We start from the raw sequence: 26,658 nt of genomic DNA on the forward strand, positions 1-26,658 counted from the left end.
AGCTTGGATCAGAACGGCCACCAGCTGCTGCCCTTCTTGGCAAGCTTCTTCTTGCGGCGTTCCTTCTTGATCTCGTCTTCGCCGAGCTCATCCTGCGCAGCGGTGGCCGATGCCTGACGGTATGTCACAGGCGGCTCGCTCAGATATTTGCGCGTGGTGGCACTGCCCTGCTTGTTCTCGCGCAGGCGGCGCTCGATCTCGATCTTGCGCTGGGCCGGTGTCCACTTACTCATGTCAGGGCCGTTCAGCGCGGACATGTCGTTGACGACCTGAGGTTCGAAATTGGGATTGTCACGGTTCTTGGTCGCATCGTCGCGAATGCGGGCGCGACGCGCCTCGGGCGATTCGGGCCAATCGGCGCTCGCCGTCGTCACAATGTTGTCCTGCGGCGCCGGCAGCGCCGCCACCTGGCCGGTCTTCGGCTTCACCAGTTCGGGGCGCGGCTTGTAGTCGATGCTGTTGGTCTTCGGCTTCAACGACAGGATGTTGGTGATGTCGCCAGCAAGCTGGGTCGTCGCCGTCTTGTCGGTGCCGTAGGTGGGCGCGCTCATGCAGCCCGTAAGCGCCAGGCCGGAAACGGCGAGCGACGCAAGCAAAGCTCCGCGCGCGCTGATGCGGTCCGTCATGCCAGTAATTTTCACTCGAACGCCTCTCGCTAGATGCCGGCCTTGAGCCGGGTCCCGGTCCGTATGCTCATCCGACGGAATTCCGGCGACAATTTGTCTGCCGAAGTTTCGCGCTTTTACCTTAATGGGCAGTCAAGGGCAACGACCGGCCGGAGATGTCCGCCGGTCGTTGTATTTCAGCATCTGTTAGAGTCGGCCGAGCGACTTCAATTCGTGCAGCGCCGCGGCGTCGCGAGCCGACACGTCGGCAAAGGCAGCGTCCGAACCGACGTCGCTTGTGTAGCGCCAGGAGCGCGCGCACTTGACCAGTCCGCGATCTTCCGCCTTCTCGACGACGACAGCCACACCAGGAACTTCGCGCAACATGAAAGAATCGCCTGTCAAGTCTTCGTGCGAGATGACGAGGTCGCTGGTGATGCTGATCTCGGCCAGATCGATTCCCGACAAGGCTTCCTCGAGCACCGCATCGCTCATGTAGACGACCGGAACCGCTTCAAGCGACGAGCCGATGGTCTTCTTGGCCCGTTCCAGTTCCAGGGCGCCGGTAACGACGCTGCGAACCTGGCGGATCTTGCGCCACTTCTCGGCCAGCGCCTCGTCGTGCCAGCCGGCCGGCACTTCGGGGAACTGCTCGAGATGAACCGAAACAGCCTCAGGGTTGCGTTCGAGCCATGCCTCTTCGGTAGTAAAGGGCAACATCGGCGCCAGCCACTTGACCAGGCAGTTGAACAGCTCGCGCACGACATGAACGGCCGCCTTGCGGCGGGTGCTCGACGGCGCGTCGCAGTAGAGCACGTCCTTGCGGATGTCGAAGTAGAAGGCCGACAGCTCGACAACCATGAAATCGATCAGCGCACGGGTGATGCGCTTGAATTCAAAGTCGTCATAGCCCTTGCGCACCAGTGCATCGAGCTCGGACAGCCGGTGCAGCATCAACCGCTCCAGCTCCGGCATCTCTGCCAGCGCAACTTCCTCGCCATCGTCATGGGCAAGCGTGCCCAGCATCCAGCGGATGGTGTTGCGCAGCTTGCGGTAGGCATCGATATTGGTCTGCAGCACGTTCTTGCCGAGGCGCTGGTCTTCCCAATAGTCTGTCGTCATCACCCACAGGCGCAGGATGTCGGCGCCCGACTGCTTCAAGACGTCCTGCGGAACGACCGTGTTGCCGAGCGACTTCGACATCTTGCGGCCTTCCTCGTCCATGGTGAAGCCATGGGTGACGACGGCCTTGTAAGGCGCACGACCACGCGTACCGCAGCTTTCGAGCAGCGACGAATGAAACCAGCCGCGATGCTGGTCGGAGCCTTCGAGATAGACGTCGGCAGGCCATTTGAGATCGGGGCGATCCTCAAGCGTAAACGCGTGCGTCGAGCCCGAGTCGAACCAGACGTCGAGAATGTCCATCACCTGCTTCCACGCCTCGTTGGCGCGGGAGCCCAGGAAGCGCTCACGTGCACCCTCGGCGAACCAGGCGTCAGCGCCTTCCTTTTCGAAGGCCTCGACGATACGGGCGTTGACTGCCTCGTCCTTCAGCACATTGCCGTCGGCATCGGCGAAGATGGCGATCGGCACGCCCCAGGCGCGCTGGCGCGACAGCACCCAGTCCGGGCGATCCTCGATCATGGCGCGCAGGCGCGTCTGGCCGGCAGCTGGCACAAAGCGTGTGTCGTCAATGGCTTGCAGCGCGCGGCTACGCAGCGTCGTGCCATCGCCCAGCTGCTTGTCCATGTAGACGAACCACTGCGGCGTGTTGCGGAAGATGATCGGCTTCTTCGAGCGCCAGCTATGCGGATAACTGTGCTTGAGGCGGCCGCGCGCGAACAGCGCGCCGCGCTTGATCAGCTCGTCGATGACGGCCTTGTTGGCGTCGCCCTTCTTGCCGTGATCGTCGATGACACGCGCAGCGCCGCCCTCGCGATCCGGACCGAAGCCCGGCGCGTCCTTGGTGAAGAAGCCGCCATCGTCGACGGTGAAGGGGATTGCCGTGTCGATGCCACGGTTGCGAAGCTCGACGCCCGCGTCCATCCACGCTTCAAAGTCCTCGCGGCCGTGGCCAGGCGCTGTGTGCACAAAACCGGTGCCGGCATCGTCGGTGACATGATCGCCGGCGATCATCGGCACGGCGAAGCCGTAGCCGCCGCCGAGACCCTTGAACGGATGCGAAAGTACAAGCATTCCAAGCTCTTCGCCCGAAAGGCTGCGGATCAGATTCAACGTCACCTTGGCCTTGGCCGCGGATTCGTCAGCCAGGGCTGCGGCAAAGATCAGCTTCTCGCCCGGCTGCGGGCCGAAATCGTTCTCGGCAGCGGTGACCTCATAGAGACCATAGGCGATGCGCGGCGAATAGCTGACGGCGCGGTTGCCCGGGATGGTCCAGGGCGTGGTCGTCCAGATCACGACATGAGCGCCGGCCAGGGCTTCCGAACCGGACGCCACCGGGAATTTCACCCAGATCGTATCGCTCTCGTAGTCCTGATACTCGACCTCGGCTTCGGCCAGTGCCGTGCGCTCGACCACCGACCACATCACCGGCTTGGAGCCGCGATAGAGCTGGCCCGACATGGCGAACTTCAGCAGCTCGCCGGCGATGCGCGCCTCGGCGTGGAAATTCATCGTGGTGTAGGGATTGTCGAAATCGCCGACGACGCCAAGGCGCTGGAATTCCTCGCCCTGGACCTTGATCCAACCGGCGGCGAATTCACGGCATTCCTTGCGGAACTCGTTGATCTCGACCTCGTCCTTGTTCTTTCCGGCGGCGCGATACTTCTCCTCGATCTTCCACTCGATCGGCAGGCCATGGCAGTCCCAGCCCGGAACGTAATTGGAGTCAAAGCCGCGCATCTGGAACGAGCGGGTGATGACGTCCTTGAGGATCTTGTTCAGCGCGTGGCCGATATGGATGTTGCCGTTGGCATAGGGCGGGCCGTCGTGCAGCACGTATTTCTCGCGGCCGGCGGCGCTTTCGCGCAGCCGCTTGTAGAGGTCCATCTTCTGCCAGCGCGCAACCGTCACCGGCTCCTTTTCGGGCAGGCCAGCGCGCATCGGGAATTCCGTCTGCGGCAGGTAAAGGGTCTTGGAATAGTCGATCTTTTCGAACGTATCGGTCATTTGTCTTGCCATCTTGCCCGGCAAAGCTGCCACGGGCGTTCAATTGTCATGATCTGGAAAAGGCGCTGTGCAGCGCGCAGGCAAAAAGTCCCGGACTTGCGGACAGCCTCAGGCCACCCGGAAGGCCGGGCCCGTAATTCGTATCGCAGTCGCGAAGACGGGCGCGAAAAATCTCATGGCCGCGCTTTTAGCGGAGCCGGAGCGCGGAATAAAGCGCCTAATTCGCTTGAGATCAAAGGTTGAAGTCGAAGCGGTAGCTGGTCGACACGCCAACGGTCAGTTGGTCGCGCGAACCGCGCTCCTTGACGATCGTCGAATCCGCCGCCGGACCCATCAGTCGCGAATACTCGGTGAACAGGCTGGCGGTAACGTTGTCGGTCGCCTTCCATGTGACGGCGCCACCGACGCCAGCCGACCGCATGCCCCCGCCGGGATTGTACTGGCTGATGCCGGAAGCTGCGGCTTCCTGCGCGCTGACGCCATAGTAGGTGTCGAAATAATCGTTGGAGGCAAAGGATACGCGTGGACCGCCGGAAATCCTGATCTCGGGTGTCACGTCGTGGAATGCATCGACGGCGATATCGGCAACGATGCCGCTATGAGCGCGAATACCGTGGCGGACCTCGGCGCGGGCGCGCATCCAGTCGGTCGGATAGAATTCGAAGAAACCGCCGATTTCGCCGCCCCAGCGCACATCGTGGAGGCCCTGCAACTCGTGTTCGGCATCACGTCCGAAGATGATCTTGCCGTTCAGGCCGGCGCGGACGCCACCGTCGTCGATCAGCGCCAGCGAGATGTTGTCGTTACGCGAGGAGAAGCGCACGTCGTTGCCCGCCTTGCCCAGTGAAATAATCGGCTGGGCGCTGAACAGGTATTTCTTGGAGCCCTCGAAGCGGGGCGCAACCATGCCGGTGGCGCCGAGCGTCAGGTACCAGTCGCCGGAGAGAAAGCCGAATGCGCCCTCGCCGGCCATCGCCGGTCCGCTGACCAAAGCAAGAGCAGAAACCGCTGCCGAAATACGACCGAAAGCCCTCATCACAACCCCGCGTACGCTACGAACCCAATCGCCAGGACCATTTGGTTTGACGCAAACAACGTAAAATTTGAATTAAATTCGATCGTTCGCACTGACGTTTATTTCCCTCTCCGGTTGCGCGCCACTGGACCGACTCGGCTGCCAAGACTAGCCTCCATCTCAGGCGCAGTGCCACCGTTATTGAGACTTGTTCATTTCAAGGAGACGGGATTGATGGCTATTTCCGATCAACTGCCGCAAGGCGACGTCGCTGCGTTACGCTCCAAATGGGGCTGGTTCGTGCTGCTCGGCGTGGCGCTCACCGTTCTGGGAATCGTCGCAGCAGGCAATCTGCTCGTTGCGACCGTTGCGTCGGTCTATTTCGTCGGCTGGCTCATGATCCTGGCCGGCGTGTTCGAGATCATCCACGCCTTTGGCGTGAAGAACTGGGGCGGCTTCCTGCTTTGGCTGCTCGGCGGCGTCCTGTACATCGTTGCCGGCTTCCTGGCCTTCAGCAACCCGCTGCTGGCTTCCGCCATCCTGACACTGTTCCTGGCCGCCAGCCTCGTCGCCTCCGGCCTGATGCGCATCTGGATGGGCATCAAGGGCAAAGGCATGCTCGCGAGTTGGGGCTGGATCGTGGCCGCAGGTGTCGTGACGTTGCTCGCTGGCATCGTCATCGCCATCGGCTGGCCGGTGAACAGCCTGATCGTCCTGGGCGCCTTCCTGGCGATCGACCTGATCTTCCAGGGCATCACCTACATCGCCTTCGGCTTCGGCCTGAGAAAGGCAGCCTAAAAGGCGATCGCCTGATCAAGCTCGGACAGAGGGCGCACGCCTGACAGCAGCGCCCTCGCCTCGGCTTCGTCCTGCTTCATCTGGACGACCAGCGCGTCGAGGCCTTCGAACTTCACCTCGCCCCTGAGGTAACTGAACAATGATACCGAAGCGATCTCGCCATAGAGATCGCCGGAAAAGTCGAACACGAAGGTTTCGAGCAGGGGCGCACCATTGTCGTTGACCGTCGGGCGACGGCCGAAGCTTGCCACGCCGTCATGCAACGAGCCGTCGGCACGGCGGAAGCGGACGGCATAGATGCCCTCCTTCAGCCCGGTCTCGGGCGACAATCGCATATTGGCGGTCGGAAAGCCCAGCGTACGGCCAAGCTGCGCGCCACCAACGACCTCGGCTTCTACGGTATAACGATAGCCAAGCAATCCAGCCGCCTCCGCCGCCTCGCCGCTCGACAGCAATTCGCGGATGCGGCTCGACGAGATGATCTCGGCTCCCTCGTCGCGGAAGGCATCGACCAGGGTCACGCCAAAGCCATGGCGCTCACCCGCTTGCATCAGGAAAGCGGGGCCGCCCTGGCGGTTCTTGCCAAAATGAAAATCGAAACCGGTGACGACGTGGCTGATGCCCAGTCGCTGTTCCAGAATGGACGTCACGAAATCCTCGGCCGAAAGGCTGGCGAATTCCCGCGTGAAAGGCCGTTCGACGACGCCGGCAAATCCGAGCGCCTCGATCAGCCGCGCCTTGACCGGCGGCGGCGTCAACACGAACAGCGGAACGTCGGGGCGAAACACCTTTCGCGGATGCGGCTCGAAGGTCAGCACGAGTGCTGCCACGCCGCGTCGGCGCGCCTCTTCGAGCGCACGCTCGAGCACCGCCTGATGGCCGCGATGGATGCCGTCAAAGTTGCCGATGGCAACGACACCGCCGCGCAGCCACGCCGGCACCGGCTCTTCCCCCGAAATGCGAAGAAAGCTTTGGTTCATCGTCGTGCTTACCGCAGCCTGGGAATGGTCGCCACTGGCGAATAGCCGTGCTTGTCGAGGAACGCCGACAGCATTTCCGGGTCGGGCGCGTGCGGGTCGCCATAGTCGCGGGCATGGATGCCGCCGGAGACATACAAAACGTCGATGCCGTTGTCTGCCGCGCCCTTGACGTCGGTGAACATGCCGTCGCCGATGGCCAGCGCATCGGCCAGCTTGACCTCACGGCCGAGAACTTCCGCGGCAGCCGCCAATGCTGCCTCGTAGATCGGCCGATGCGGCTTGCCTGAAACCAGCGTGCGCCCGCCAAGCTGGCCATAGTCGCGGGCCAAGGCACCAGCGCACCAGATCAGCTCGTGGCCGCGCTCGACGACTATGTCGGGATTGGCGCAGATGAACGGCAGGTTGCGCGCGCGCAAGCGCCGCAGCATCTCGGCATAATCGTCCGGCGTTTCGGTCTCGTCGTCGAAAAGCCCCGTGCAGACGACCGTCGATGCTTCGAACTCCTCGACCAGATCGACGTCGAGACCGTCATAGATCGGGTAGTCGCGATCAGGGCCGATGTGGAAGATTCGACGCGGACCCGAACGGATCAGGTCGCGGGTTACGTCGCCCGAAGTCACGACCCGATCCCATGCGGTTTCAGGCACGCCAAGGGTGGCGAGCTGGGCGATGACACCAGCGCGCGGACGCGGCGCATTGGTGATCAGCACCACGGCGACGCCCTTCTCGCGTGCCGTCTTGAGGGCTGCAGCTGCCTCTGGAAAGGCATCGACACCGTTGTGGATGACACCCCAGACGTCGCACAAGATTGCCGAGTAGCGGCTGGTGAGCGCTTCGAGCGACGCGATTGATTGCGGCAAGCCTGCCATTGTCTGTCCTTCGATCAATCCCAACGGGAGACTTTGGCTGAACGGCCAAGCAGCCCGGAATTATCCGAACCGGCCCGTCCTGTCACCAGCTTTCGCCGGGACCAGCAGCATCGCAAAATCGGGCTTGGACACCAGCCGGTAACGGGCACGGTAAACAATGACCTAACCGCAAGCTACGATTTCACCATAGATTAGGAACCGCAAATTTAATGGTTGTGTGCGATTTTGCCCGAGTCGAACTCGGGGGCAAAATTCCATGATCCGGAAATTCCTGCAGGACAGGCGCGGTAGCTATGCAATTCTCACCGTCGCCGCAATGGTTCCGATCATGGGCGCGCTGGCTATCGCGATCGATTATTCGGAAATGTCACGCCAGCGCGAGATCACCCGAAACGCACTCGACGCCGCTGGCATAGCAACAGCCCGGCGGATTATCGAAGGCGCAACCGACGACCAGCTCAAGATCTATGCGAACGACTTCTTCAAGGCCAATCTCGGTCCGGTGAAGCCATCGAACACGACCCTCACGGTTACGCTTCCCAACAGCAGCTCCGGTGGCGGGACGCTGAAGCTGGAGGCAAATCTCAAATACGATCCTTACTTCCTTCCGGCCGCCGCCGCCTTGCTTGGCCATGGCAGTGGCTCGAACCAGATGGATTTCGCGGTCATGTCCGAAATCCGCCTGAAGAACACGCTCGAAGTTGCACTTGTTCTCGATAACTCCGGCTCTATGAGTTACCTCGGGTCCGGCACTGGCCAGAAGCGCATCGACCTCCTGAAGTCTGCTTCCAAGCAACTTGTCGACACGCTTGCTGCGCAAGCCTCACAAATGAAACAGATCGACAAGCCGGTCCAATTCGGACTCGTGCCGTTTGCCGCATCCGTAAACGTTAGCCCAACCAACGCCAATGAAAATTGGATGGATATCGACGGCATCTCGCCAGTCCATCATGAAAATTTCGACTGGACCACAGTGAATGCGCCGAACAAACGCGCGGAGAAAGCAGGCGATGTTTGGTACAAGCGAGGTAGCGATTGGGGCGAAACCGAAAACATGCCTTTGACACGGTTCTCGCTCTACATGGACACGCAGAAAGTAGTAGCTCGAGAGTTTGTCGAAACTAGCCGCGAGTGGGTCTGCAAGAAGAAGAATTGGCTTGGTGGATGCCAAACCTATGGCTGGAAAATCGAGGGCTACGATGTTGATATTCCAGGCCCTTTTGCAACTTGGCAGGGCTGCGTGGAGGCCAGGCCCGCACCCTACAATGACAACGATGTGACGCCAACGACCAGCACGCCTGCAACACTTTTTGTCCCAATGTTTGCACCGGACGAGCCCGGCGACAACTGGGAAACAGTCGCAGACACAACCCCTGACGAACGCAGTGCTGTCAACAATTGGTGGAACGACGGCATTGAGGGAAGCTCAACACTAAACAACAACCAGGCCCGCCAGAAGAATATGACGAAATACTTCGATATTCGTCCCTTTGACGCCGCTCCGCCAAAACAGGGCAAGGGTCCAAATTACTCCTGCACGACCAACGCTATCACCTCTTTGCGAGATGTCAGCAAGGTGGAGGGCAAAAACGAGATCAAAGACGCCATAGATGCCATGGCTCCGAGTGGGAATACCAACGTGCCCGAAGGCACCGCGTGGGGCTGGCGCGTGGTCTCCAGTGCAGCGCCATTCATCGAAGGTCGCTCGGACGGCGAGAGAGGCAATGACAAGGTCGTCATCGTCCTGACCGACGGCGCCAACACCTACGGTGACCTCGAAGGCACGGATCCAGCCGGCAACAAGTCGACCTACGCCGCCTATGGTTACACCGGTAAAGGCTACAATGGAGGGGGCACGAGCCGCATCTTCATGGACACGAGCAGCTCCGTGGGCAAGTCCACCTACACCAATGACAACTATCAGGCTGCAATGGACGAGCACATGCAGATGGTATGTGCCAACGCCAAAGGCCCGAACGCCCGCAAGGTAACAGGCGAAGGCAACGACAACATCATCGTCATGACAGTGTCGCTCGACCTGAGTGAATCCTATTCGGACGAGAAGAAGGCAATCACCGCGCTCAAGAACTGTGCATCCTATTCGCGCAGCACCGCCGGCAAGAAGCTCTACTGGAACGCAACCGGCGCCAACCTGATGCAGGTGTTCAAGGAGATCGCCGACGAACTGTCCAACCTGCGTATCGTCAGCTGACGAGCGGCACTGAAAGGAAATGAAAAAGGCGCCATCTCTTGGGGACGGCGCCTTTTTCTTGTCAGTCCATGTGCGCGGCCGGAGCACCGCCTGTCACCTGAGCCTTTGGCTTGCGCAAAAACAGCGCCAGCGGGATCGCGCAGAGCGACACGATCATCATCAGCTTGAAGTCGTCGATGTAGGAGATCATCAGCGACTGGATGTTGACCAGGCCATCGACCTGCGACAGTGCAGCCGGATTGCCGGCGGCAGCACCTGGCGACAGCGCCCAGAGGTTGGGGTTGAACGGCGTGATGTTCGTCGACAATTCGGCATGGTTGATCTGCACATTGCGTGTCAGCAGCACTGTCACGATCGAAATGCCGATCGACGAGCCGATGTTGCGCACAAGGCTGAACAGGCTCGCCGCATCGGTCCGGTGCTGCGGCGCCAGCGTCGCAAACGCCACCGTCGACAGCGGCACGAACACAAGTCCCAGCCCCAGCCCCTGCACGACGCCGGTCGAGACGATCAGGAACGCATCCATCTGCGGCGTGAAACCGGTCATGTAGTAAAGCGAAAGGGCGGTCAGCAGCAGCCCGGCGACGACCAGGTAGCGGTTGTCGACCATGCGCACCAGGCGTCCGACAAGCAGCATCGAGATCATCGTGCCGACACCGCGCGGCGCCATGACCAGGCCGGTGGTGATGGTCGGATAGCCATAGATGCGCGCGAGCATCGGCGGCAGAAGCGCCAGGCTCGCGAGCAGGATCACTCCGATGACGAAGATGAACACCAGCCCGGTGACGAAGTTGCGATCGGTGAAAATCTTGGGGTCGAGGAAAGTGTTCTGCGACATTGCCATGTGGACGGCAAAGACCCAGAAACCGGTGATGGCGAGCCCCAGTTCGATCCAGATCTCGACGGCCGAGAACCAGTCGACCTCACCGCCGCGGTCGAGCATCAGCTGCAGCGCCCCGACGCCGAGCGACAGCATGGCGAAGCCGAAGAAATCGAAACCGCGCAGGCGCTTGACGATGGCCGGCAGGTAGGCTGCCGATCCCAGGAAGGCGACGATGCCGACAGGCAGGTTGATGAAGAACACCCAGCGCCAGTTGAAGCTCTCGGTCAGCCAGCCGCCGAGCGTCGGGCCGATGATCGGGCCGACCATGATGCCGGCGCCCCACATCGCCATGGCCTGGCCGTGGCGTTCCTTGGGATTGATGTCGAGCAGGAAGGTCTGGCTCAGCGGAACGATCGCCGCGCCGAACACGCCCTGGAGGACGCGGAACAGCACCATCGATTCGAGGCTCCAGGCCACGCCGCAAAGCATCGACATGATGGTGAAGCCGACGACGGAAACAAGGAACAGCTCCTTGCGGCCGAAACGGTCCGACATCCAGCCGGTCAGCGGCGTCATGATGGCGGCGGCGACGATGTAGGAGGTCAGCACCCAGTTGATCGTGTCCTGGGAGGCGCCGAGATCGCCGACCATCGAAGGCAGCGCAACATTGGCGATGGTGGTGTCGAGCACCTGCATCACGGTCGCCAGCATGATGGCAACCGTGATCAGGCCGCGATGCGGCACATCGGTGAGGGATTTTGCGGCTGACTGGCTCATTCGAGCAACCCTTGGGACCTGGTGGTCGTCAAGCGGCGACCGGAAAGCCGGAGTTCCGGCCGCATCCTCGCGGTCGGATCTAGTCCGGAGATTTACAAGTGCGCGGAACGGGCGGCTGTTACTCCGCCGCCACCGCGTGGCCGAAGATGCTGCCGAAGCCGCGCGACACGCCGGTGTCGATCGACACGGTGGCGCTCATGCCGGTGCGCATCGCGAGCCCGCCATCGGCGGTGTCGACCTTGACCCGCACCGGAATGCGCTGGGTGACCTTCACCCAGTTGCCGGTGGCGTTCTGCGCCGGCAGAAGTGAGAATTCAGCGCCGGTGCCGGCACCGATTGCCTCGACCGTGCCGCGGAAGGTGCGGTCCGGATAGGTGTCGAGCACGATCTCGGCCTCCTGGCCTGGCTTCATATGGGTCAGCTGCGTCTCCTTGAAATTCGCCTCGACCCAGGTATCGCTGGTCTCGACAAGACTGAACAGCGCAGTGCCGGTACCGACGAACTGGCCGACCTTGAATGAAGCGGCCTGCGAGACCACGCCATCGGCGGGTGCGCGAACCGTGGTCTGTGCCAGGTTGAAGGCTGCGTTGTCCCGTGCGGCGAGTGCCGACAACACCGTGGGGTGCTTGTCCGTCTCGATATCCGGGTTGCCGCCGAGTGCCGCCTTGGCGCTGACAATGCCCTGCACGGCAGCACTGTGCTGCTCCTGAGCCTTGTCGAGATCCATGCGGGCCTCGTCCAGCGAAGACTTGGTGTTGACGCCCTTGTTGACCAGACCGTTGCTGCGGTCGAACTGCGCCTGGGCATAGTCGAGGCCACTCGCCGCGACCCGCTCCTGAGCCACGGCCTGGCTGTAGGCGGCGCGAAGCTGCTCGACATTGAGCCGTGCGGCGGCAAGGGCCGCGTCCGACTGCGCCAGGGCGATCTTGTAGGGCTCGGGATCAACCTCGAACAGAACGTCGCCGGCCTTCACCGTCGTGTTGTCGGCGACGTCGACCTTGACGATGCGGCCTGCCGCTTCCGAGGCGATGTTCACCTTGGCCTGGCGCAAATTGGCGTTTTCGGTTTCCTGGTAGCGGCCGCCGGTCACCCAGAAATAGCCGCCGCCGACCACCATCGCCAATGGCAAGGCTGCCATCAGCACAAAGCGGCCGCGCTTCTTCGGCGCGGGCGCAGGTGCGGCCACAGCCTGTTGAAGCTGGGCTGCCGCCGGGCTCTCGAGTTCGATCTTTGCGCTGTCTTCGTTCACTTTCGCCACCGCGTTCATTTCGTCGTCTCTCTCAAACAATTCGCATTGGCGGGCTCGCCCGCGGAAAGGTTGTCGACAATCGTGCGCAGGCCATGGACCGTGGCGAGCCGCTCGTCCGGCGACAGCCCGGCCAGCGCCCGCTCATAGACCTCGCCGGCAACGGCCTTGACCTTGGAAAAGGCCTCGAGCGCCTTGTCGGTCGGGAAGATCATGCGCACACGCCTATCGGCGCTGTCTTGACGGCGCTCGATCCAGCCGCCCTCCTCCATCCGGTCCAGCAATCGCGACACGCTGATCGGTTCGATTTCCAGAAGCTCGGCAAGACGCGCCTGCGCCACGCCCTCTTCCTTGACCAGCCGGACCAGCAGGCGCCATTGCGCCGCCGACAGCCCAAACTCGCTGCCGCGCTGCTCGAAATTGCGCCGCACCAGCCTTGCCGCGTCGTGGATCAGGAAGCCCAGCCTGTCGATGCCTTCGTTGTTCATGAGCGGCATATATTATAAGCATGCTTACCATTCAAGCGGCGTTTTTGCATTGCACACCTGCATTCACGTCCCGGCATTCACATCATCGTGTGCCGGCGCGGCGATTAGGCGACTGTTAATCATGCGCGCTCATCGTCTAGGAGATCGCGACGAAAAACAGGATCGATCGCATGCCGGACCCGTCGCCCAACCGGCGTCATATCCTCAAGCTTGTTGTTGGCCTTGGCGCGCTGGCGCCGCTGCCGCTCTGGGCCAACCCGCTGCCGACGGTCGAAGACGTCGCCTTCGACCCTGACATTCCCGTGCTCGGCAATCCGGACGGCGACGTCACCATCGTCGAATTCACCGACTACCAATGCCCCTATTGCAAGCTGAGCTTCCTGCAGCTGTCGGAGGTGATGAAGGAAGATACGGGCATCCGCCTGGTGCTGCGCGACTGGCCGATCTTCGGCGAGATCTCGCGCAATGCCGCACTGCTGACCCTGGCCTCCAACAGCCAGGGCCGCTATGCCGACGCCGTGCACACGCTGATGGCGACACGCGACCGGCTGACATTCCGCAGCACCGCCAACCTGCTCGGCGAGGCCGGCATCGATGTCGAGCGCGCGCGCGGCGACCTCGCGGCCGGGCAGGATTTGCTCGTCGGCCTGCTTGCACGCACCGCGGCGCAGGCCAGCGCCTTCCAGCTCCAGGGCACGCCTGGCTTCCTGATCGGCAAGGCGCTCTACAAGCGCGGAATGACGGCTGACGATTTTCGCAAGGCCGTCGCCCAGGCACGGGCATAATCCGCGATTTCTCGCCGTCGCGAAGCTGTCGTTCCCTTGACAGTAAAAGGGCGACGGACTATCTCACCGTCACGTTAGCACTCGCCTGAAGTGAGTGCTAACCGCGTCCGGCCAGACCGGACAGAGGGTTCTCAACAGTCCACCGAGGAAGTTCAAATGGCAAAGTCGAAGTTCCGCCCGCTTCATGACCGCGTGGTCGTTCGCCGGGTCGAATCCGAATCCAAGACCGCCGGCGGGATCATCATCCCCGATACGGCCAAGGAAAAGCCGCAGGAAGGCGAAATCGTCGCCGTCGGCTCTGGCGCTCGCGATGAAGCCGGCAAGCTCGTTCCGCTGGACGTCAAGGCTGGCGACCGCGTGCTGTTCGGCAAGTGGTCGGGCACCGAAGTGAAGCTCAATGGCGAAGACCTTCTGATCATGAAGGAATCCGACATCATGGGCATCATCGGCTAATCGCCACCCATCCGCACCATCCAATCTGAAATTCGGGCCTTCAAGGCCCATCGAGGAGCTTAAAATGGCTGCCAAGGAAGTAAAATTCTCCCGTGACGCCCGCGAGCGCATGCTGCGCGGTGTCAACATTCTCGCCGATGCGGTGAAGGTCACGCTCGGCCCCAAGGGCCGCAACGTCGTCATCGACAAGTCGTTCGGCGCCCCGCGCATCACCAAGGACGGCGTCACCGTCGCCAAGGAAATCGAGCTTGAAGACAAGTTCGAGAACATGGGCGCGCAGATGGTCCGCGAAGTTGCTTCGAAGACCAACGACATTGCCGGCGACGGCACCACGACCGCGACCGTTCTGGCCCAGTCGATCGTCCAGGAAGGCCACAAGGCCGTTGCCGCTGGCATGAACCCGATGGATCTGAAGCGCGGCATCGATCTGGCTGTTGCCGAAGTCGTCACCCACCTCGTCAAGAGCTCGAAGAAGATCAAGACTTCGGAAGAAGTCGCCCAGGTCGGCACCATCTCGGCTAACGGCGAGAAGGAAATCGGCGCGATGATCGCGGAAGCGATGCAGAAGGTCGGCAACGAAGGCGTCATCACGGTTGAAGAAGCCAAGACTGCCGAGACCGAGCTGGAAGTCGTCGAAGGCATGCAGTTCGACCGCGGCTACCTCAGCCCCTACTTCGTCACCAACCCGGACAAGATGGTTGCCGAGCTGGAAGACGCCTACATCCTTCTCCACGAGAAGAAGCTGTCGAACCTCCAGGCAATGCTGCCGGTTCTCGAAGCCGTCGTGCAGACCTCCAAGCCGCTCCTCATCATCTCGGAAGACGTCGAAGGCGAGGCTCTGGCCACGCTCGTCGTCAACAAGCTGCGTGGCGGCCTGAAGATTGCTGCCGTCAAGGCTCCGGGCTTCGGTGATCGCCGCAAGGCCATGCTGGAAGACATCGCCATCCTGACCGGTGGCCAGGTCATCTCCGAAGACCTCGGCATTAAGCTCGAGAACGTCGGCCTCAACATGCTCGGCCGCGCCAAGAAGGTGTCGATCTCCAAGGAGAACACCACCATCGTCGACGGCGCCGGCAAGAAGGCCGAGATCCAGGGCCGCGTCGCCCAGATCAAGCAGCAGATCGAAGAGACCACGTCGGACTACGACAAGGAGAAGCTGCAGGAACGTCTCGCCAAGCTGGCAGGTGGCGTTGCCGTCATCCGCGTCGGCGGTGCGACCGAGATCGAAGTCAAGGAGCGCAAGGACCGCGTCGACGACGCCCTGAACGCGACCCGCGCTGCGGTTGAAGAAGGCATCGTTCCCGGCGGTGGCGTGGCTCTGCTGCGTGCTTCGCTCGCCATCAAGGCAGTCGGCGAAAACTCCGACCAGGCCGCTGGCATCAACATCGTCCGTCGCGCTCTGCAGGCTCCGGCCCGCCAGATCGCTTCGAACGCTGGTGCCGAAGCTTCGATCGTTGCCGGCAAGATCCTCGAGAACAAGACGGCTACCTTCGGCTACAACGCCCAGACCGGCGAATACGGCGACATGATCGCTTTCGGTATCGTTGATCCGGTCAAGGTCGTTCGCACGGCTCTGCAGGACGCTGCTTCGGTTGCCGGCCTGCTCGTCACCACCGAAGCCATGATCGCCGAAGCTCCGAAGAAGGACTCGGCTGGCGGCGGCATGCCTGGCGGCATGGGCGGCGGCGGCATGGGCGGTATGGGCGGCATGGATTTCTAATCCAGCCATCTGGCTCAAGCTTACGGAAAGGGCGCCTTCGGGCGCCCTTTTTCGTTGCGCCAGTTGGCGCCGAGCTATCGGCTATTTGTGTGCGCGCACGACCGAAACGCCGGCGTTTGCGAATACGGCGATGCGCTCGCAATCGAGTGACGGAAGAACTTGCCGCCTGGCTTGTGGATGCCAGCCGAGAGGGCGTCTTCGGGCGCACCTCTTGTCCAGCATGATCCGAGCACGGAGCCGGATTGACAGCGTGCATCCACAGGCCTAGTGAGCGCCCAGGGTATGAAGGGCCCGCCGCCCGCAGCGCAAGCACGGTAAAACCTTCCCTGTGTCAGTCGAAACCGACGCATCAGACCAATGGCAATGCGGGCCCCATTTGATCTCCGTTTGATGCGATATCGGAGACGACTAGATGAATTCTCTCGACCCTAAAGGCGCGAATGCCTTTCTGCATGCCCCCCTGCCCGGCCTTTTCCTCAGGACGGCGGCACCAATCATCCTGATCATGGCCACCAACGGCCTGCTCGCCATCGTCGATGCCTATTTCCTCGGCGCTTATGTCGGGCCCGACGCGCTGGCTGCCGTCACCCTGATGTTCCCGGCCTTCATGCTGCTCGTTGCCTTGTCGACGCTGGTGGCAAGCGGCATGGCGAGCCAGCTCGCCCGCATGCTTGGCGCCGGCGACCTCGACAGGGCGCGCGCGACATTTCTAGATGCGCACGGCCTTGCCCTGCTCGTCTGCGCGCTGGCCATCGCTGCGTTCCTGCTCGGCGGCAAGGAGCTCGCCTTGCGGCTCGCCAACGGATCCCGGCCGCTTGCCGACATGGGCTACACCTACATCTCCATTCTGATCTGGGGTGCGCCACTGATGTTTGCACTGTCGCTCAATGGCGACGGGCTGCGCAGCGAAGGCCGCCTCGGCATCGTCGCTGCAGCCAATCTGCTGACGTCGGTTGCCAATGCCGGCTTGAACTACCTGCTCATCGTCGGCTTCGACTACGGTGTATCAGGCTCGGCGGCGGGCACGGTGCTGGCCCAGCTGATGGCCGTCGTCTTCATCGTCGTCTACAGGCTGCGCGCCCGTACGGTGCTGCAATATGCGCTGGTTCCGTCGATGCGCTGGACCGCCGCCTGGCGGCAATTTCTGTCGCTCGGGGCGCCGCAGAGCCTGAGCTTCATCGGCATCACGCTGCTCGCCGCTTCAGTCATCACGGCGACGCAGCTGTGGGAAGGCGAGGCCTATGCCACGACCGTTGCCGCCTACGGCATCATCACCCGTATCATGACCTTGGCCTTCCTGCCGATGCTCGGGCTGAACATGGCGATGCAGACCATCGTCGGCAACAATTTCGGCGCCGGCCTCTGGCTGCGCTCGGATGCCGGCCTCAAGCTCGGCCTCGTGCTGGCGCTGGGCTATTGCGCGCTGTTCGAGGCGGCGATGCTGCTGAGCCATGGCAGCCTGGGCGCGATCTTCGTCGACGATCCAGCAACACAAGGCGAAGTCGGCCGCATCCTGCTGATGACGGTCTCGCTCTACATCCTGGCCGGGCCTGTGATGATGCTGTCGGGTTACTTCCAGGCCATCGGCGATGCCCGCCGCGCCCTGCTGCTCAGCGTCGCGCGCACTTATCTGTTCGCCATCCCGCTGACCATCGGCCTGCCCTATATGCTGGGCGAACGCGGCATCTGGCTGGCCGCGCCCATGGCCGAACTGCTGATGGTGCTGGTGGTCTCGGCGCTGCTGTTGCATGCAAGGGCGAGAACCGGCTTCGCCTGGGGCCTGTTCCGGGCCAAAGCCGCCATCGCCTGAGACGGCGTCGAAAAAACTTCGAAGTTTTTTTTCGAAACCGGCGGAACCTTTCTGCCGCCCGCGCATTGATGTGGTGTCGTCGGTACCGGAAGAAGCAATTCAGAAGGAAAATCGAACGGCGAAAAGGACGCCTCCAGCACTATCAAAGGTGCGGGAGGCGTTCTTTTTTGTGCCTTCGGCGAACCATTGCTTTGTGCCTTCGGCGAACCGGCGCAATGCTCGCGGCTCAGTTCGCGCCGCCCGAGGCGACCTGCTGTTGGCCAAGCACGTGGTCGAGCACGCGGGCATGGCTGCGGATGTCGGCGACGGCCTCCTGGAAGCTGTCATTGCCCCGAAGCGCCTCGCGTCCTGCCGCAATCGTCAGGTCGACCTGCTCGACGGGCAGCTTCAGCCGCGTCGGCACGCGGTTCAGCTTTGCCTGGGCCGCAGGGTCGAGATCGGCAAATGACAGATGTTCGAGGACGAGCCGCACGTCGCGGCAATTCCAGCCGGCCAGCGAACCGCGATAACGCCTGACCGTTTCAGCCGACAGGCTGCAGCGGTAGCGGATCAGTTCGCCGCGCCACTCTCCGACGGCAAATTTGAGCGCATCGAGCTGATCGCGAACCGCAGCTGAGAAGGTCGTGTTGGTCACCGCCTCGAGCAGGTCGCCGAGGCCCGGACCGCGTATGGTTTCGCCCCAGTCGACATCGTCCTCGCGACCGGCATCGGCAACGATGAACAACAAGGTCCGCAACTTGACGGCCGCCGCCGGCGACAGCGGACCATAGGGCGTGCCGGCCGACGAGCGCTCGATGGTGAAACCGGTAATGCCGAGATTGTCGGTCAGCCCGCCGTCGAGCAGCTTCACATAGTCGAGCCGGTCCTCGTGCTGATAGGTCTTCAAGGCGCCGGCATAGGCCTTGAGCCGCACCGAGGCATCGGGATCGGCAAGCGCGCGGCTCAGCCACGCAGGCTGGCTGTACCCGCATTTCGGCATGGTCGCCGACAGGACGACCGGTGCGAAGACCACGGGAACCGCGGCTGACGCTGCAACGGCATCGGACAGCCTGACCTTGTCGAGATCGCTGCACAGTGCAGCGAACGTGTCATAGGTGAACAGGAACGGCGTGCGGTTGTAGATGTCGGAGGCGTTTATCCAGACGATCGGGGCATCGGGTCGCCTGAAATTCGCATAGGTCGCGCCGTTGAAAAGATTGTCCTCGAGCCATCTGGCGAAGCCGTTGCGGTCGTTGACGCCGCCATTGAGCGCGCGCGCCAGGTTGACCGGCGATAGCGTCGACGTCCTGAGATAGGCTTCGGCGTCCTTGACCAGGAAGCGCTCGCGGAAATCGCGGTAGTCGTCCCGCCCCCTGTAGCCGAAATAGGATGCCGCCACCGCCCCGCCCGAAGCGCCCGATATCATGCGGATATCGTCGACGAGGCTGCGCGTCACCGGATGTTCGTCGATGATGGTGTCGTCGAGTTCGCGCAACACGCCATAGGCGAAAGCTGCCGCCCGCGTGCCGCCGCCGGAAAAACTCAAGCCCACCACCGTCGAGCCGTCATCACCGATATCGGGGATGAATTCCGGCGAGGCCTGGCCGACATGGGCGGTGAGCGTGTTAATCGGGCCGACGTCGCTGGCGACGCAGCCGCCTGCCGACAATCCCGCCATCACGGCCCATGCCGTGCGAATTGCCAACCGCATCCCCATCCCCGGTGCCGACAAGATCGCCCCCCAATGCCAGCAAGATCCGGCTGAGCCTAGCGGCATTGAAACAGTGCAGCAACTTGGGAAACAGCGCAGCAACCCGGGAAACAGCGCAGCAACCTGGGACGCGGGAACCGGAAGGCATCCAAAACGTTTTCAAGCGCCACATAGCCACAGGAGATGCGAAATGGTGAACAAGGATCAGGTCAAGGGCGTTGCCAAGCAGGTTGCCGGTTCCGTCAAGGAAGCGGCCGGCAAGGCCACTGGCAACAAGACGACCCAGGCCAAGGGTACCGCCGAGAAGATCGCCGGCAAGGTGCAGAAGGCCTATGGCGACACCAAGGAAAAGATCAAGAAGGCACTTTGACCACGAGCACCTGGGAAGAATGAGGCGGCTTCGGCCGCCTTTTTTCGTCGCTTGAGCACTGATCTTCAAACGACGTCTCAGCTGAACCGATTAGGATTCCGGACCGGCCCAATCTCCGCTTGAAGCTGTGTGTGCAACGCGATAGGCCGATGCCCGCAAAGAGATTTTTCGGAGACCTGATCGTGACAGCCCAGAAGACCAGAACCGAGACAGACACCTTCGGACCGATCGAGGTCGCTTCCGACCGCTATTGGGGTGCGCAGGCGCAGCGCTCGCTGGGCAATTTCAAGATCGGCTGGGAAAAGCAGCCGCTGTCGGTCGTGCGCGCGCTCGGCATCGTCAAGCGTGCAGCCGCCGAAGCCAACATGGCGCTCGGCCGCCTCGACCCCAAGATTGGCAGCACCGTGGTGGCCGCAGCCCAGGAAGTCATCGACGGCAAGCTCAACGACCATTTCCCGCTGGTGGTCTGGCAGACCGGCTCGGGCACGCAGTCGAACATGAACGCCAATGAGGTGATCTCCAACCGCGCCATCGAGATGCTGGGCGGCGAGATGGGCTCGAAAAAGCCGGTCCACCCCAACGACCACGTCAACATGAGCCAGTCGTCGAACGACACCTATCCGACGGCCATGCATATCGCCTGTGCCGAGCGCATCGTCCACGATCTGCTGCCGGCGCTGAAGCACCTGCATGCCGCCCTCGACCAGAAGGCGCGCGAGTTCGACCACATCATCAAGATCGGCCGCACCCACACGCAGGATGCGACGCCGCTGACGCTCGGCCAGGAGTTCGGCGGTTATGCCGCCCAGGTCGCCTCGTCGATCAAGCGCATCGAGCTCACCCTGCCCGGCCTGCAGGAACTCGCCCAGGGCGGTACCGCCGTCGGTACCGGCCTCAACGCGCCGGTCGGCTTCGCCGAAAAGGTCGCCGAGAGCATTGCCGCCATCACCGGCATAGCCTTCGTGACCGCGCCGAACAAGTTCGAGGCGCTCGCCGCCCACGACTCGATGGTCTTCTCGCACGGCGCCATCAACGCGGCCGCCGCTGCCCTGTTCAAGATCGCCAATGACATCCGTTTCCTCGGCTCCGGCCCGCGCTCGGGCCTCGGTGAGCTGTCGCTGCCGGAAAACGAGCCGGGCTCGTCGATCATGCCGGGCAAGGTCAACCCGACCCAGTGCGAAGCGCTGACCCAGGTCTGCGTCCAGGTGTTCGGCAACAACGCTGCACTTACCTTCGCTGGCAGCCAGGGCCATTTCGAGCTCAACGTCTACAACCCCGTCATGGCCTACAACTTCCTGCAGTCGGTGCAGCTGATGGCCGACGCGGCGGTCTCCTTCACCGACAATTGCGTCGTCGGCATCGAGGCACGTGAAGACAACATCAAGGCAGCCCTTGATCGTTCCCTGATGCTTGTGACGGCACTTGCGCCGACGATCGGCTACGACAACGCCGCCAAGATCGCCAAAACCGCGCACAAGAACGGCACGACCCTGCGTGACGAAGCGCTTGCGACCGGGCTGGTCAGCGCCGAGGACTACGACCGCATCGTTCGTCCCGAGGACATGACCCGTCCGGGCTGATTATCAGGCAGGCTGATCCCATCGTTACGGCGCGGCACTCACCTGCCGCGCCGTTTGCTTACGTGCCGCGCTTCGCCCGGCCGACGGTTTCGAGCAAAACGTTCCATCTGTGAACGATCTGTCGACATATTCGCACCTTTAGTGAACAGTCGAAATCCACTAGGTGTTGGGCATCGAATTTCAACGGAGCCCACCCCAATGTCCAACGCTTCCATTGCCACTGCAAAGTCCGGCGTCAGCGCCAACGCCTCGGCCCTCATCCTCGTCGGCCGCGTTCTGCTGTCGGTCATCTTCATCCTCGCCGGCTTCGCCAAGCTGACCGCCATTTCCGGTACAGCCGGCTGGTTTGCCAGCATCGGCCTGCCGCTGCCGACGGTTACGACCGTCGTTGTCGGCCTGGTTGAGCTCGTCGGCGGCATCGCCATCCTCGTCGGCTTCCAGACCCGCATCGCCGCTATCGTGCTTGGCGTCTTCACCCTGGCTGCGACCGGCATCGCTCATCTCGACTTCGCCGATCAGACCCAGCTGATGTTCCTGCAGAAGAACCTGGCCATCGCCGGCGGCCTGTTCGTTCTCGCCGCCTTCGGCGCCGGCGCCCTGTCGATCGACGGCCGCCGCCGCTAAACTTCAGAAACTCCTCCCAAGAATGGCCCGGGTTCGTCCCGGGCTTTTTTGTGCGTTGAGATATCCAGCGATCGCTCGATGATGACATCCAGCGGTCGCGAGTGCATCCTGCGGCTGCGAGGACATGCCGATGCTCAACAGCCTGTTGCTGCTTGTCGCCAGAATTCTGATCGCCGCGCTGTTCGTGCCTGCCGGCATCAGCACGCTTTCCAACATCGCCGGAACCGCCAGCTATTTCGCCGGACTGGGTTTTCCCTTGCCGACACTGGTCGCGCCAGGTGTCGGACTGTTCGAACTGATCGGCGGCTTTCTGGTGCTGATCGGCTTTCAGGCCCGCGTGGTGCCTGTCCTGCTGGCAGCCTTTGCCCTCGCGGCAGGACTCATCGGCCACTACGGCCAAGGCGGAGACGACGCAGCCATGGCCTTCATGCACCAGCAGGCGCTGATGAAGGACATCGCTACCGCAGGCGGATTGCTGGCGCTATCGGTGGCAGGCGCAGGCGCGATCTCGCTCGACCGGATTTTGCTGCGCCAGCCTATTTGACCGAGATGCTCGGGCCGTCCTCGACCGCCAGCACCAGCTTGCGGCCGGTGACCTTGGCGAGTTGGGCGAGACGTCCCGCCGGGCGCTCGCCATAGAGCTGGTCGAACTCCGCGGGAATGACCAGCGCCAAGACGCCGCCGCCCCGGTCTTCCCAGCGCAGCTTCGGCATCACACCAGGCATCGAAGCCGAGAGCAGGTAGACCACCCGCATCATCGCACCGAGAATACGGGCACGCTCAAGGTAGCGCGGCGTGGCCAGTTCCTTCAGTTCCGGGGCGAAGCTGTCATTGAAGACACCGTCGTGGCGGAACAGATTGGCCAGCGCCAGGAACGCGCGACCCGGATGGTCGACGCCGATGAACGAGGCGTGCGCGATGATGTTGAGCGACTGGCGGCCGCGATATTCGGGATGGGCGCGCCAACCGATGTCCGCGAGCAGGCAAGCGGCGTGGCGATAACGCGCCTCCTCCTCGGTCTCTTCGATGCCAAAGGCTGCAAATGACCTGCGGGTCCATTCGACAAGCTCGTGCGCATGACGCACCGAACGCGCCCGCAGCACCGCCAGTTCCTCGGCCGCCGAGATCAGCGGGTCTGCGCGCTGCTCCTGCTCGTCGAGCAACGAGAACAAAAAACCCTCGCGCACGCCCAACGCCGAGACGACGATCTTCTCCGGCTTCATCGCCGTGATGATCTCCTGCAGCACCAGCGCGCCATAAGGCAGCAGCGAACGGCGGTTCTTGGACACGCCTTCGATGCCTTTGATCTTCTCGACTTCGCCACGCGCCACCTGGCGCAAGAAGGGCATAAGGCTGACTGGATCCATCTCGTAGTGATGCATCACTTCCAGCGGGTAATTCGTCGCATTCATGTGGAGCCGGGCAAGATTTCGCCAGGTACCGCCGACCGCATAGAACGTCCGCCCCTGCCCGCCCTTGAGCAGCTTGGCGCGGGCCAGTTCGGCCTGCGCAATCTTGGCCGCCGCCACTGGCGAGCCCTTGGCCATGTCCTGCAGCCTGAGGCCGCCAAGCGGCAAGGTGATGCCATCGCCGATGTCCTCACCCCTGACATCGACAAGTTCGAGGCTGCCGCCACCCAAGTCGCCGGCAATGCCGTCGGCGGGATGGAAGCCCGAGATCACGCCAAGGGCGGAATAATGGGCCTCTTCGCGGCCAGTCAGCACCTGGATCTTGGTGCCCAGCACATCTTCAGCCCGCTGGATGAAGTCGGGGCCATTGATCGCCTCGCGCGCGGCAGCGGTTGCCAGCACATACATCTTTTCCGCGCCAGCCTGTTCCGACAGCGCACGAAAGCGGCGGAACTCCTCCATCGAGCGCGTCACGCCCTCGGGGTCGAGTTTGCCCGTTGAAACTATGCCCCGGCCGAGGCCGGCCAGCATCTTCTCGTTGAACAGAAGGGTTGGCGAACGCGCCAACCCTTCATAGACGACGAGACGTATGGAGTTCGAGCCGATATCGATGATCGACAGCGGTCGGCGGTCCTTGAGCCGGCCCTGCGAAAGTTGCGCCATCAGGTGGCCGCCGCCTCCGCCTTCTTGCGGCGCTTGAACTGGGCAATACGTTTGGGCGCGTGAGACTTCAGCGCGTCACCCCGTCCGGAGAGGCTCGGATTGGTCATGAAATATTCCTGCGCATTGAACGGCTCTTCGCCCTCGTCGAGCGTTATCCGCCGCGAGGTTCCATCCGCCAATACTTCGAAACTTTGCTGGTTGTCCATGATATTTCCCAGCATGACCTGGCCGAGCACCTGCTCGTGCACGGTCGAATGTTTGGCGATCGGCACCATGCATTCGACGCGGCGGTCGAGATTGCGCGGCATCAGATCCGCCGAGCTGATGTAGACGATTGCCTCGTCCGACGGCAGGCCGTGGCCATTGCCGAAGCAATAGATGCGGCTGTGCTCAAGGAAGCGGCCGACGATCGACTTGACGCGAATGTTCTCCGAAAGCCCCGGAACCTGCGGCCTGAGACAGCAGATGCCGCGCACCACGAGGTCGATCTCGACGCCACTGCGGCTGGCATCGTAGAGCGCGTCGATCACGTCAGGATCGACAAGCGAGTTCATCTTCATCCAGATCTGCGCCGGCCGGCCCGCACGGGCGTGCTCGACCTCGTCGGCGATGTGCTTGAGGATGCGGCTGCGCAGCGTGTAGGGCGACAGCGCAATGCACATCTCGTCGGCCGGCTCGGCATAACCGGTAATGAAGTTGAAGATGTGCGCCACGTCGCGCGCGATCGCCGAATCGGTGGTGAAGAACGACAGGTCGGTATAGATGCGCGCGGTGATCGGGTGATAGTTGCCGGTGCCGAGATGGACGTAGTTGCGCAGTCGGCCATCCTCGCGGCGCACCACCAGCGACATCTTGGCGTGCGTCTTGAGCTCGAGGAAGCCGAACACGACCTGCACGCCGGCGCGTTCGAGATCGCGCGCCCAGCGGATGTTGGCCTCTTCGTCGAAACGGGCCTTGAGCTCGACCAGTGCCGTCACCGACTTACCGGCCTCGGCGGCGTCGACGAGCGCGCGCACGATCGGGCTGTCGTTGGACGTGCGGTAGAGCGTCTGCTTGATCGCCACGACTTCGGGATCGATCGCTGCCTGGCGCAGGAACTGCACGACCACGTCGAACGATTCGTAAGGGTGGTGGACGACGAAATCCTTCTCCCGGATCGCCGCGAAACAGTCGCCGCGGTGGTCACGGATGCGTTCGGGAAAGCGCGGGTTGAAGGGCGGGAACTTCAGGTCGTCACGCGGTATGGAGACGATCTCGGAAATCTGGTTTATGGCCAGTGGTCCGCTCAAAATACTGACGCGGTTCGACGACACGCCGAGTTCGCCGGCGACGAACTCGCGCAGGAACGCCGGCATCTGGCTATCGAACTCGATGCGGATCACCGAACCGCGGCGGCGGCGCTTCAGCGCGGTCTCGAACAGGCGGACCAGGTCTTCGGATTCTTCTTCGACTTCGATATCGCTGTCACGAATTATCTGGAACGTGCCGGAGCCCTTGACCTCATAGCCAGGGAAGAGCTTGCCGATGAACAGGTTGACGGTCTCTTCGATCGGGATGAAGCGCACCGAGCGCTTGCGGTCTGGCAGCCTGATATAGCGACGCAGCGCCATTGGAAGGCGCAGCAGTGCCGTCATTTCCTCGCCGCTCTTGCGGTGACGCAACTGCAGGGCGATCGAGAAACCGAGATTGGGGATGAACGGGAACGGATGCGCCGGATCGATCGAAAGCGGCGTCAGCACCGGGAAGATCTGCTCCATGAAATGGTCTTCGAGCCACTTCCGCTCCTCCTTGGTCAGGTCAGCCGAAGCGATGGTCTCGATGCCTTCATGCTTGAGCAGTTCGAGCAGGCTGGCGAGACTTTTCTGCTGGTCCTCCTGGAGCCGCTCCACCTCGTGCAGCAACTGCTCAAGCTGCTGCTCCGGCGTGCGGCCGTCAGCACTGCGGATGGTGATGCCTTCACGCACCTGGCCGGCAAGGCCGGCTACGCGAACCATGAAGAACTCGTCGAGATTGCCAGCGGAGATCGACAGGAAGCGGACGCGTTCGAGCAGCGGATGGTTCGGGTTCTGCGACTGTTCGAGCACGCGCCTGTTGAATTGCAGCCAGGAAAACTCGCGATTGACGAAGCGATCGGGATTGCCGTCGACAGCGCCGGTCGGCGACTTGTCGTTGACGAAATCGGTATGCACCGGCTTCAACTGATTCATATGCAAACCTTCCCCACTGCCGCGTTCCGCCGCTTATCCGGCTCAACTTATCCTCTGACAGGCAATTGCGACAGTTTCATTTCACCATCTTGCAAACCCGTCGCTTATGATACAAACGCTCTCCAATAAGGTTCCTTAGAAGGGAAAATACCATGGCCGGCGGCTCCATCCCCCACTTCCAGAACGATGCTGGACATGCCGTGATCGAGATCGGCGTGAAGGAGTTCATGTGCGTGGGCGCAAGCGCACCCTTCGACCATCCGCATGTCTTCCTCGACATGGGTGCTGACGCCGAGAAGGTCTGCCCGTATTGCTCGACGCTGTACCGTTATTCCTCGAAGCTGAAGGCCGCCGAGACCCAGCCGACGGGGTGCATCTACCTCGTCGACCGCGCTGCCTGACGAC

General features: G+C 62.4%; 22 protein-coding genes. 11 read left to right on the plus strand and 11 right to left on the minus strand.

The features are described from left to right. Window positions 1-8: 8 nt before the first annotated feature. The 3 genes from J1C56_RS05560 to J1C56_RS05570 form a co-directional block, all read right to left on the minus strand. Window positions 9-626 (minus strand): hypothetical protein, encoded by a 618-nt coding sequence (locus J1C56_RS05560; RefSeq protein WP_214386846.1) that lies wholly within the window; start codon window positions 624-626, stop codon window positions 9-11. A gap of 186 nt (window positions 627-812) precedes the next feature. After that, a complete protein-coding gene (gene ileS, locus J1C56_RS05565; RefSeq protein WP_214386848.1) occupies window positions 813-3,734 on the minus strand; it encodes an isoleucine--tRNA ligase in 2,922 nt (973 codons plus the stop codon). 232 nt (window positions 3,735-3,966) lie between these two features. Continuing rightward, on the minus strand, window positions 3,967-4,770 hold the full coding sequence (locus tag J1C56_RS05570) for a MipA/OmpV family protein (RefSeq protein WP_214386850.1): 804 nt from the start codon (window positions 4,768-4,770) through the stop codon (window positions 3,967-3,969). Between the two features lie 213 nt (window positions 4,771-4,983). On the opposite strand from J1C56_RS05570, the gene J1C56_RS05575 reads away from it, so the two are divergent. After that, entirely contained in the window at window positions 4,984-5,547 is a 564-nt protein-coding gene (locus J1C56_RS05575; protein ID WP_214386852.1) for an HdeD family acid-resistance protein, read from the plus strand. Here J1C56_RS05575 and J1C56_RS05580 read toward each other — a convergent pair. Continuing rightward, window positions 5,544-6,527: a bifunctional riboflavin kinase/FAD synthetase gene (locus J1C56_RS05580; RefSeq protein ID WP_214386854.1), complete on the minus strand. Its 984-nt coding sequence runs from the start codon at window positions 6,525-6,527 to the stop codon at window positions 5,544-5,546. The genes J1C56_RS05575 and J1C56_RS05580 overlap by 4 nt on opposite strands. 8 nt (window positions 6,528-6,535) lie before the next feature. Then, window positions 6,536-7,396, minus strand: coding sequence for a TIGR01459 family HAD-type hydrolase (locus J1C56_RS05585; RefSeq protein ID WP_214386856.1), 861 nt, complete (start codon window positions 7,394-7,396; stop codon window positions 6,536-6,538). 256 nt (window positions 7,397-7,652) lie between these two features. Between J1C56_RS05585 and J1C56_RS05590 the strand changes: the two genes are divergently transcribed. Next, complete coding sequence (locus tag J1C56_RS05590; RefSeq protein WP_214386858.1) at window positions 7,653-9,608, plus strand: pilus assembly protein; 1,956 nt, start codon at window positions 7,653-7,655, stop codon at window positions 9,606-9,608. A gap of 61 nt (window positions 9,609-9,669) precedes the next feature. Here J1C56_RS05590 and J1C56_RS05595 read toward each other — a convergent pair whose 3' ends face one another. The 3 genes from J1C56_RS05595 to J1C56_RS05605 form a co-directional block, all read right to left on the minus strand. Continuing rightward, window positions 9,670-11,208: a DHA2 family efflux MFS transporter permease subunit gene (locus tag J1C56_RS05595; protein ID WP_214386860.1), complete on the minus strand. Its 1,539-nt coding sequence runs from the start codon at window positions 11,206-11,208 to the stop codon at window positions 9,670-9,672. 118 nt (window positions 11,209-11,326) lie between these two features. After that, window positions 11,327-12,475, minus strand: a complete 1,149-nt coding sequence (locus tag J1C56_RS05600) for an HlyD family secretion protein (protein WP_214386862.1) — start codon at window positions 12,473-12,475, stop codon at window positions 11,327-11,329. After that, a complete protein-coding gene (locus J1C56_RS05605) occupies window positions 12,472-12,942 on the minus strand; it encodes a MarR family winged helix-turn-helix transcriptional regulator (protein ID WP_214388243.1) in 471 nt (156 codons plus the stop codon). Before J1C56_RS05605 ends, J1C56_RS05600 begins: the two co-directional genes overlap by 4 nt. Before the next feature lie 170 nt (window positions 12,943-13,112). Here J1C56_RS05605 and J1C56_RS05610 point away from each other — a divergent pair, with 170 nt between their 5' ends. The 4 genes from J1C56_RS05610 (at window position 13,113) to J1C56_RS05625 (ending at window position 17,710) form a co-directional block, all read left to right on the plus strand. Further along, window positions 13,113-13,727, plus strand: a complete 615-nt coding sequence (locus tag J1C56_RS05610) for a DsbA family protein (RefSeq protein WP_214386864.1) — start codon at window positions 13,113-13,115, stop codon at window positions 13,725-13,727. Window positions 13,728-13,883: 156 nt separating this feature from the next. After that, window positions 13,884-14,180, plus strand: a complete 297-nt coding sequence (gene groES / locus J1C56_RS05615; RefSeq protein ID WP_018427182.1) for a co-chaperone GroES — start codon at window positions 13,884-13,886, stop codon at window positions 14,178-14,180. A 64-nt stretch (window positions 14,181-14,244) separates the two neighbouring features. Beyond that, the gene (gene groL, locus J1C56_RS05620) at window positions 14,245-15,900 is read left to right on the plus strand and encodes a chaperonin GroEL (RefSeq protein ID WP_214386866.1); all 1,656 of its coding nucleotides are present in this window, start codon (window positions 14,245-14,247) and stop codon (window positions 15,898-15,900) included. A gap of 412 nt (window positions 15,901-16,312) precedes the next feature. Beyond that, on the plus strand, window positions 16,313-17,710 hold the full coding sequence (locus J1C56_RS05625) for an MATE family efflux transporter (RefSeq protein ID WP_214386868.1): 1,398 nt from the start codon (window positions 16,313-16,315) through the stop codon (window positions 17,708-17,710). A gap of 226 nt (window positions 17,711-17,936) precedes the next feature. Here J1C56_RS05625 and J1C56_RS05630 read toward each other — a convergent pair whose 3' ends face one another. Then, a complete protein-coding gene (locus J1C56_RS05630) occupies window positions 17,937-19,400 on the minus strand; it encodes a patatin-like phospholipase family protein (RefSeq protein WP_214386870.1) in 1,464 nt (487 codons plus the stop codon). 190 nt (window positions 19,401-19,590) lie between these two features. On the opposite strand from J1C56_RS05630, the gene J1C56_RS05635 reads away from it, so the two are divergent. From J1C56_RS05635 to J1C56_RS05650, 4 genes are all read left to right on the plus strand, one after another. Beyond that, window positions 19,591-19,770: a CsbD family protein gene (locus tag J1C56_RS05635; RefSeq protein ID WP_067963408.1), complete on the plus strand. Its 180-nt coding sequence runs from the start codon at window positions 19,591-19,593 to the stop codon at window positions 19,768-19,770. Window positions 19,771-19,952: 182 nt separating this feature from the next. Further along, window positions 19,953-21,350, plus strand: coding sequence for a class II fumarate hydratase (gene fumC / locus J1C56_RS05640; protein WP_214386872.1), 1,398 nt, complete (start codon window positions 19,953-19,955; stop codon window positions 21,348-21,350). A gap of 198 nt (window positions 21,351-21,548) precedes the next feature. Continuing rightward, window positions 21,549-21,974 (plus strand): DoxX family protein, encoded by a 426-nt coding sequence (locus tag J1C56_RS05645; RefSeq protein ID WP_214386874.1) that lies wholly within the window; start codon window positions 21,549-21,551, stop codon window positions 21,972-21,974. A gap of 130 nt (window positions 21,975-22,104) precedes the next feature. Further along, window positions 22,105-22,518: a DoxX family protein gene (locus J1C56_RS05650; protein WP_214386876.1), complete on the plus strand. Its 414-nt coding sequence runs from the start codon at window positions 22,105-22,107 to the stop codon at window positions 22,516-22,518. On the opposite strand, the gene ppx is transcribed toward J1C56_RS05650, so the two are convergent. Both ppx and J1C56_RS05660 read right to left on the minus strand, forming a co-directional pair. Further along, window positions 22,511-24,046, minus strand: coding sequence for an exopolyphosphatase (gene ppx / locus J1C56_RS05655; protein WP_214386878.1), 1,536 nt, complete (start codon window positions 24,044-24,046; stop codon window positions 22,511-22,513). The genes J1C56_RS05650 and ppx overlap by 8 nt on opposite strands. Continuing rightward, window positions 24,046-26,253: an RNA degradosome polyphosphate kinase gene (locus tag J1C56_RS05660; protein WP_214386880.1), complete on the minus strand. Its 2,208-nt coding sequence runs from the start codon at window positions 26,251-26,253 to the stop codon at window positions 24,046-24,048. The genes ppx and J1C56_RS05660 overlap by 1 nt, the downstream gene beginning before the upstream one ends. Before the next feature lie 152 nt (window positions 26,254-26,405). On the opposite strand from J1C56_RS05660, the gene J1C56_RS05665 reads away from it, so the two are divergent. Then, window positions 26,406-26,654: a zinc-finger domain-containing protein gene (locus tag J1C56_RS05665; RefSeq protein WP_214386882.1), complete on the plus strand. Its 249-nt coding sequence runs from the start codon at window positions 26,406-26,408 to the stop codon at window positions 26,652-26,654. Window positions 26,655-26,658: the final 4 nt, after the last annotated feature.

Source organism: Aminobacter anthyllidis (genome assembly GCF_018555685.1).
GTDB lineage: Bacteria > Pseudomonadota > Alphaproteobacteria > Rhizobiales > Rhizobiaceae > Aminobacter > Aminobacter anthyllidis.

Bases quoted from the DNA above. Each gene is read 5' to 3' on its own strand.
- J1C56_RS05630 (WP_214386870.1), bottom strand. From the start codon at position 19,400: ATGCGGTTGGCAATTCGCACGGCATGGGCCGTGATGGCGGGATTGTCG.
- J1C56_RS05570 (WP_214386850.1), bottom strand. From the start codon at position 4,770: ATGAGGGCTTTCGGTCGTATTTCGGCAGCGGTTTCTGCTCTTGCTTTG.
- J1C56_RS05585 (WP_214386856.1), bottom strand. From the start codon at position 7,396: ATGGCAGGCTTGCCGCAATCAATCGCGTCGCTCGAAGCGCTCACCAGC.
- J1C56_RS05580 (WP_214386854.1), bottom strand. From the start codon at position 6,527: ATGAACCAAAGCTTTCTTCGCATTTCGGGGGAAGAGCCGGTGCCGGCG.
- J1C56_RS05605 (WP_214388243.1), bottom strand. From the start codon at position 12,942: ATGAACAACGAAGGCATCGACAGGCTGGGCTTCCTGATCCACGACGCG.
- J1C56_RS05590 (WP_214386858.1), top strand. From the start codon at position 7,653: ATGATCCGGAAATTCCTGCAGGACAGGCGCGGTAGCTATGCAATTCTC.
- groES (WP_018427182.1), top strand. From the start codon at position 13,884: ATGGCAAAGTCGAAGTTCCGCCCGCTTCATGACCGCGTGGTCGTTCGC.
- J1C56_RS05600 (WP_214386862.1), bottom strand. From the start codon at position 12,475: ATGAACGCGGTGGCGAAAGTGAACGAAGACAGCGCAAAGATCGAACTC.
- ileS (WP_214386848.1), bottom strand. From the start codon at position 3,734: ATGACCGATACGTTCGAAAAGATCGACTATTCCAAGACCCTTTACCTG.
- J1C56_RS05610 (WP_214386864.1), top strand. From the start codon at position 13,113: ATGCCGGACCCGTCGCCCAACCGGCGTCATATCCTCAAGCTTGTTGTT.
- ppx (WP_214386878.1), bottom strand. From the start codon at position 24,046: ATGGCGCAACTTTCGCAGGGCCGGCTCAAGGACCGCCGACCGCTGTCG.
- groL (WP_214386866.1), top strand. From the start codon at position 14,245: ATGGCTGCCAAGGAAGTAAAATTCTCCCGTGACGCCCGCGAGCGCATG.
- J1C56_RS05645 (WP_214386874.1), top strand. From the start codon at position 21,549: ATGTCCAACGCTTCCATTGCCACTGCAAAGTCCGGCGTCAGCGCCAAC.
- J1C56_RS05660 (WP_214386880.1), bottom strand. From the start codon at position 26,253: ATGAATCAGTTGAAGCCGGTGCATACCGATTTCGTCAACGACAAGTCG.
- J1C56_RS05625 (WP_214386868.1), top strand. From the start codon at position 16,313: ATGAATTCTCTCGACCCTAAAGGCGCGAATGCCTTTCTGCATGCCCCC.
- J1C56_RS05665 (WP_214386882.1), top strand. From the start codon at position 26,406: ATGGCCGGCGGCTCCATCCCCCACTTCCAGAACGATGCTGGACATGCC.
- J1C56_RS05560 (WP_214386846.1), bottom strand. From the start codon at position 626: ATGACGGACCGCATCAGCGCGCGCGGAGCTTTGCTTGCGTCGCTCGCC.
- J1C56_RS05575 (WP_214386852.1), top strand. From the start codon at position 4,984: ATGGCTATTTCCGATCAACTGCCGCAAGGCGACGTCGCTGCGTTACGC.
- J1C56_RS05595 (WP_214386860.1), bottom strand. From the start codon at position 11,208: ATGAGCCAGTCAGCCGCAAAATCCCTCACCGATGTGCCGCATCGCGGC.
- J1C56_RS05650 (WP_214386876.1), top strand. From the start codon at position 22,105: ATGCTCAACAGCCTGTTGCTGCTTGTCGCCAGAATTCTGATCGCCGCG.
- J1C56_RS05635 (WP_067963408.1), top strand. From the start codon at position 19,591: ATGGTGAACAAGGATCAGGTCAAGGGCGTTGCCAAGCAGGTTGCCGGT.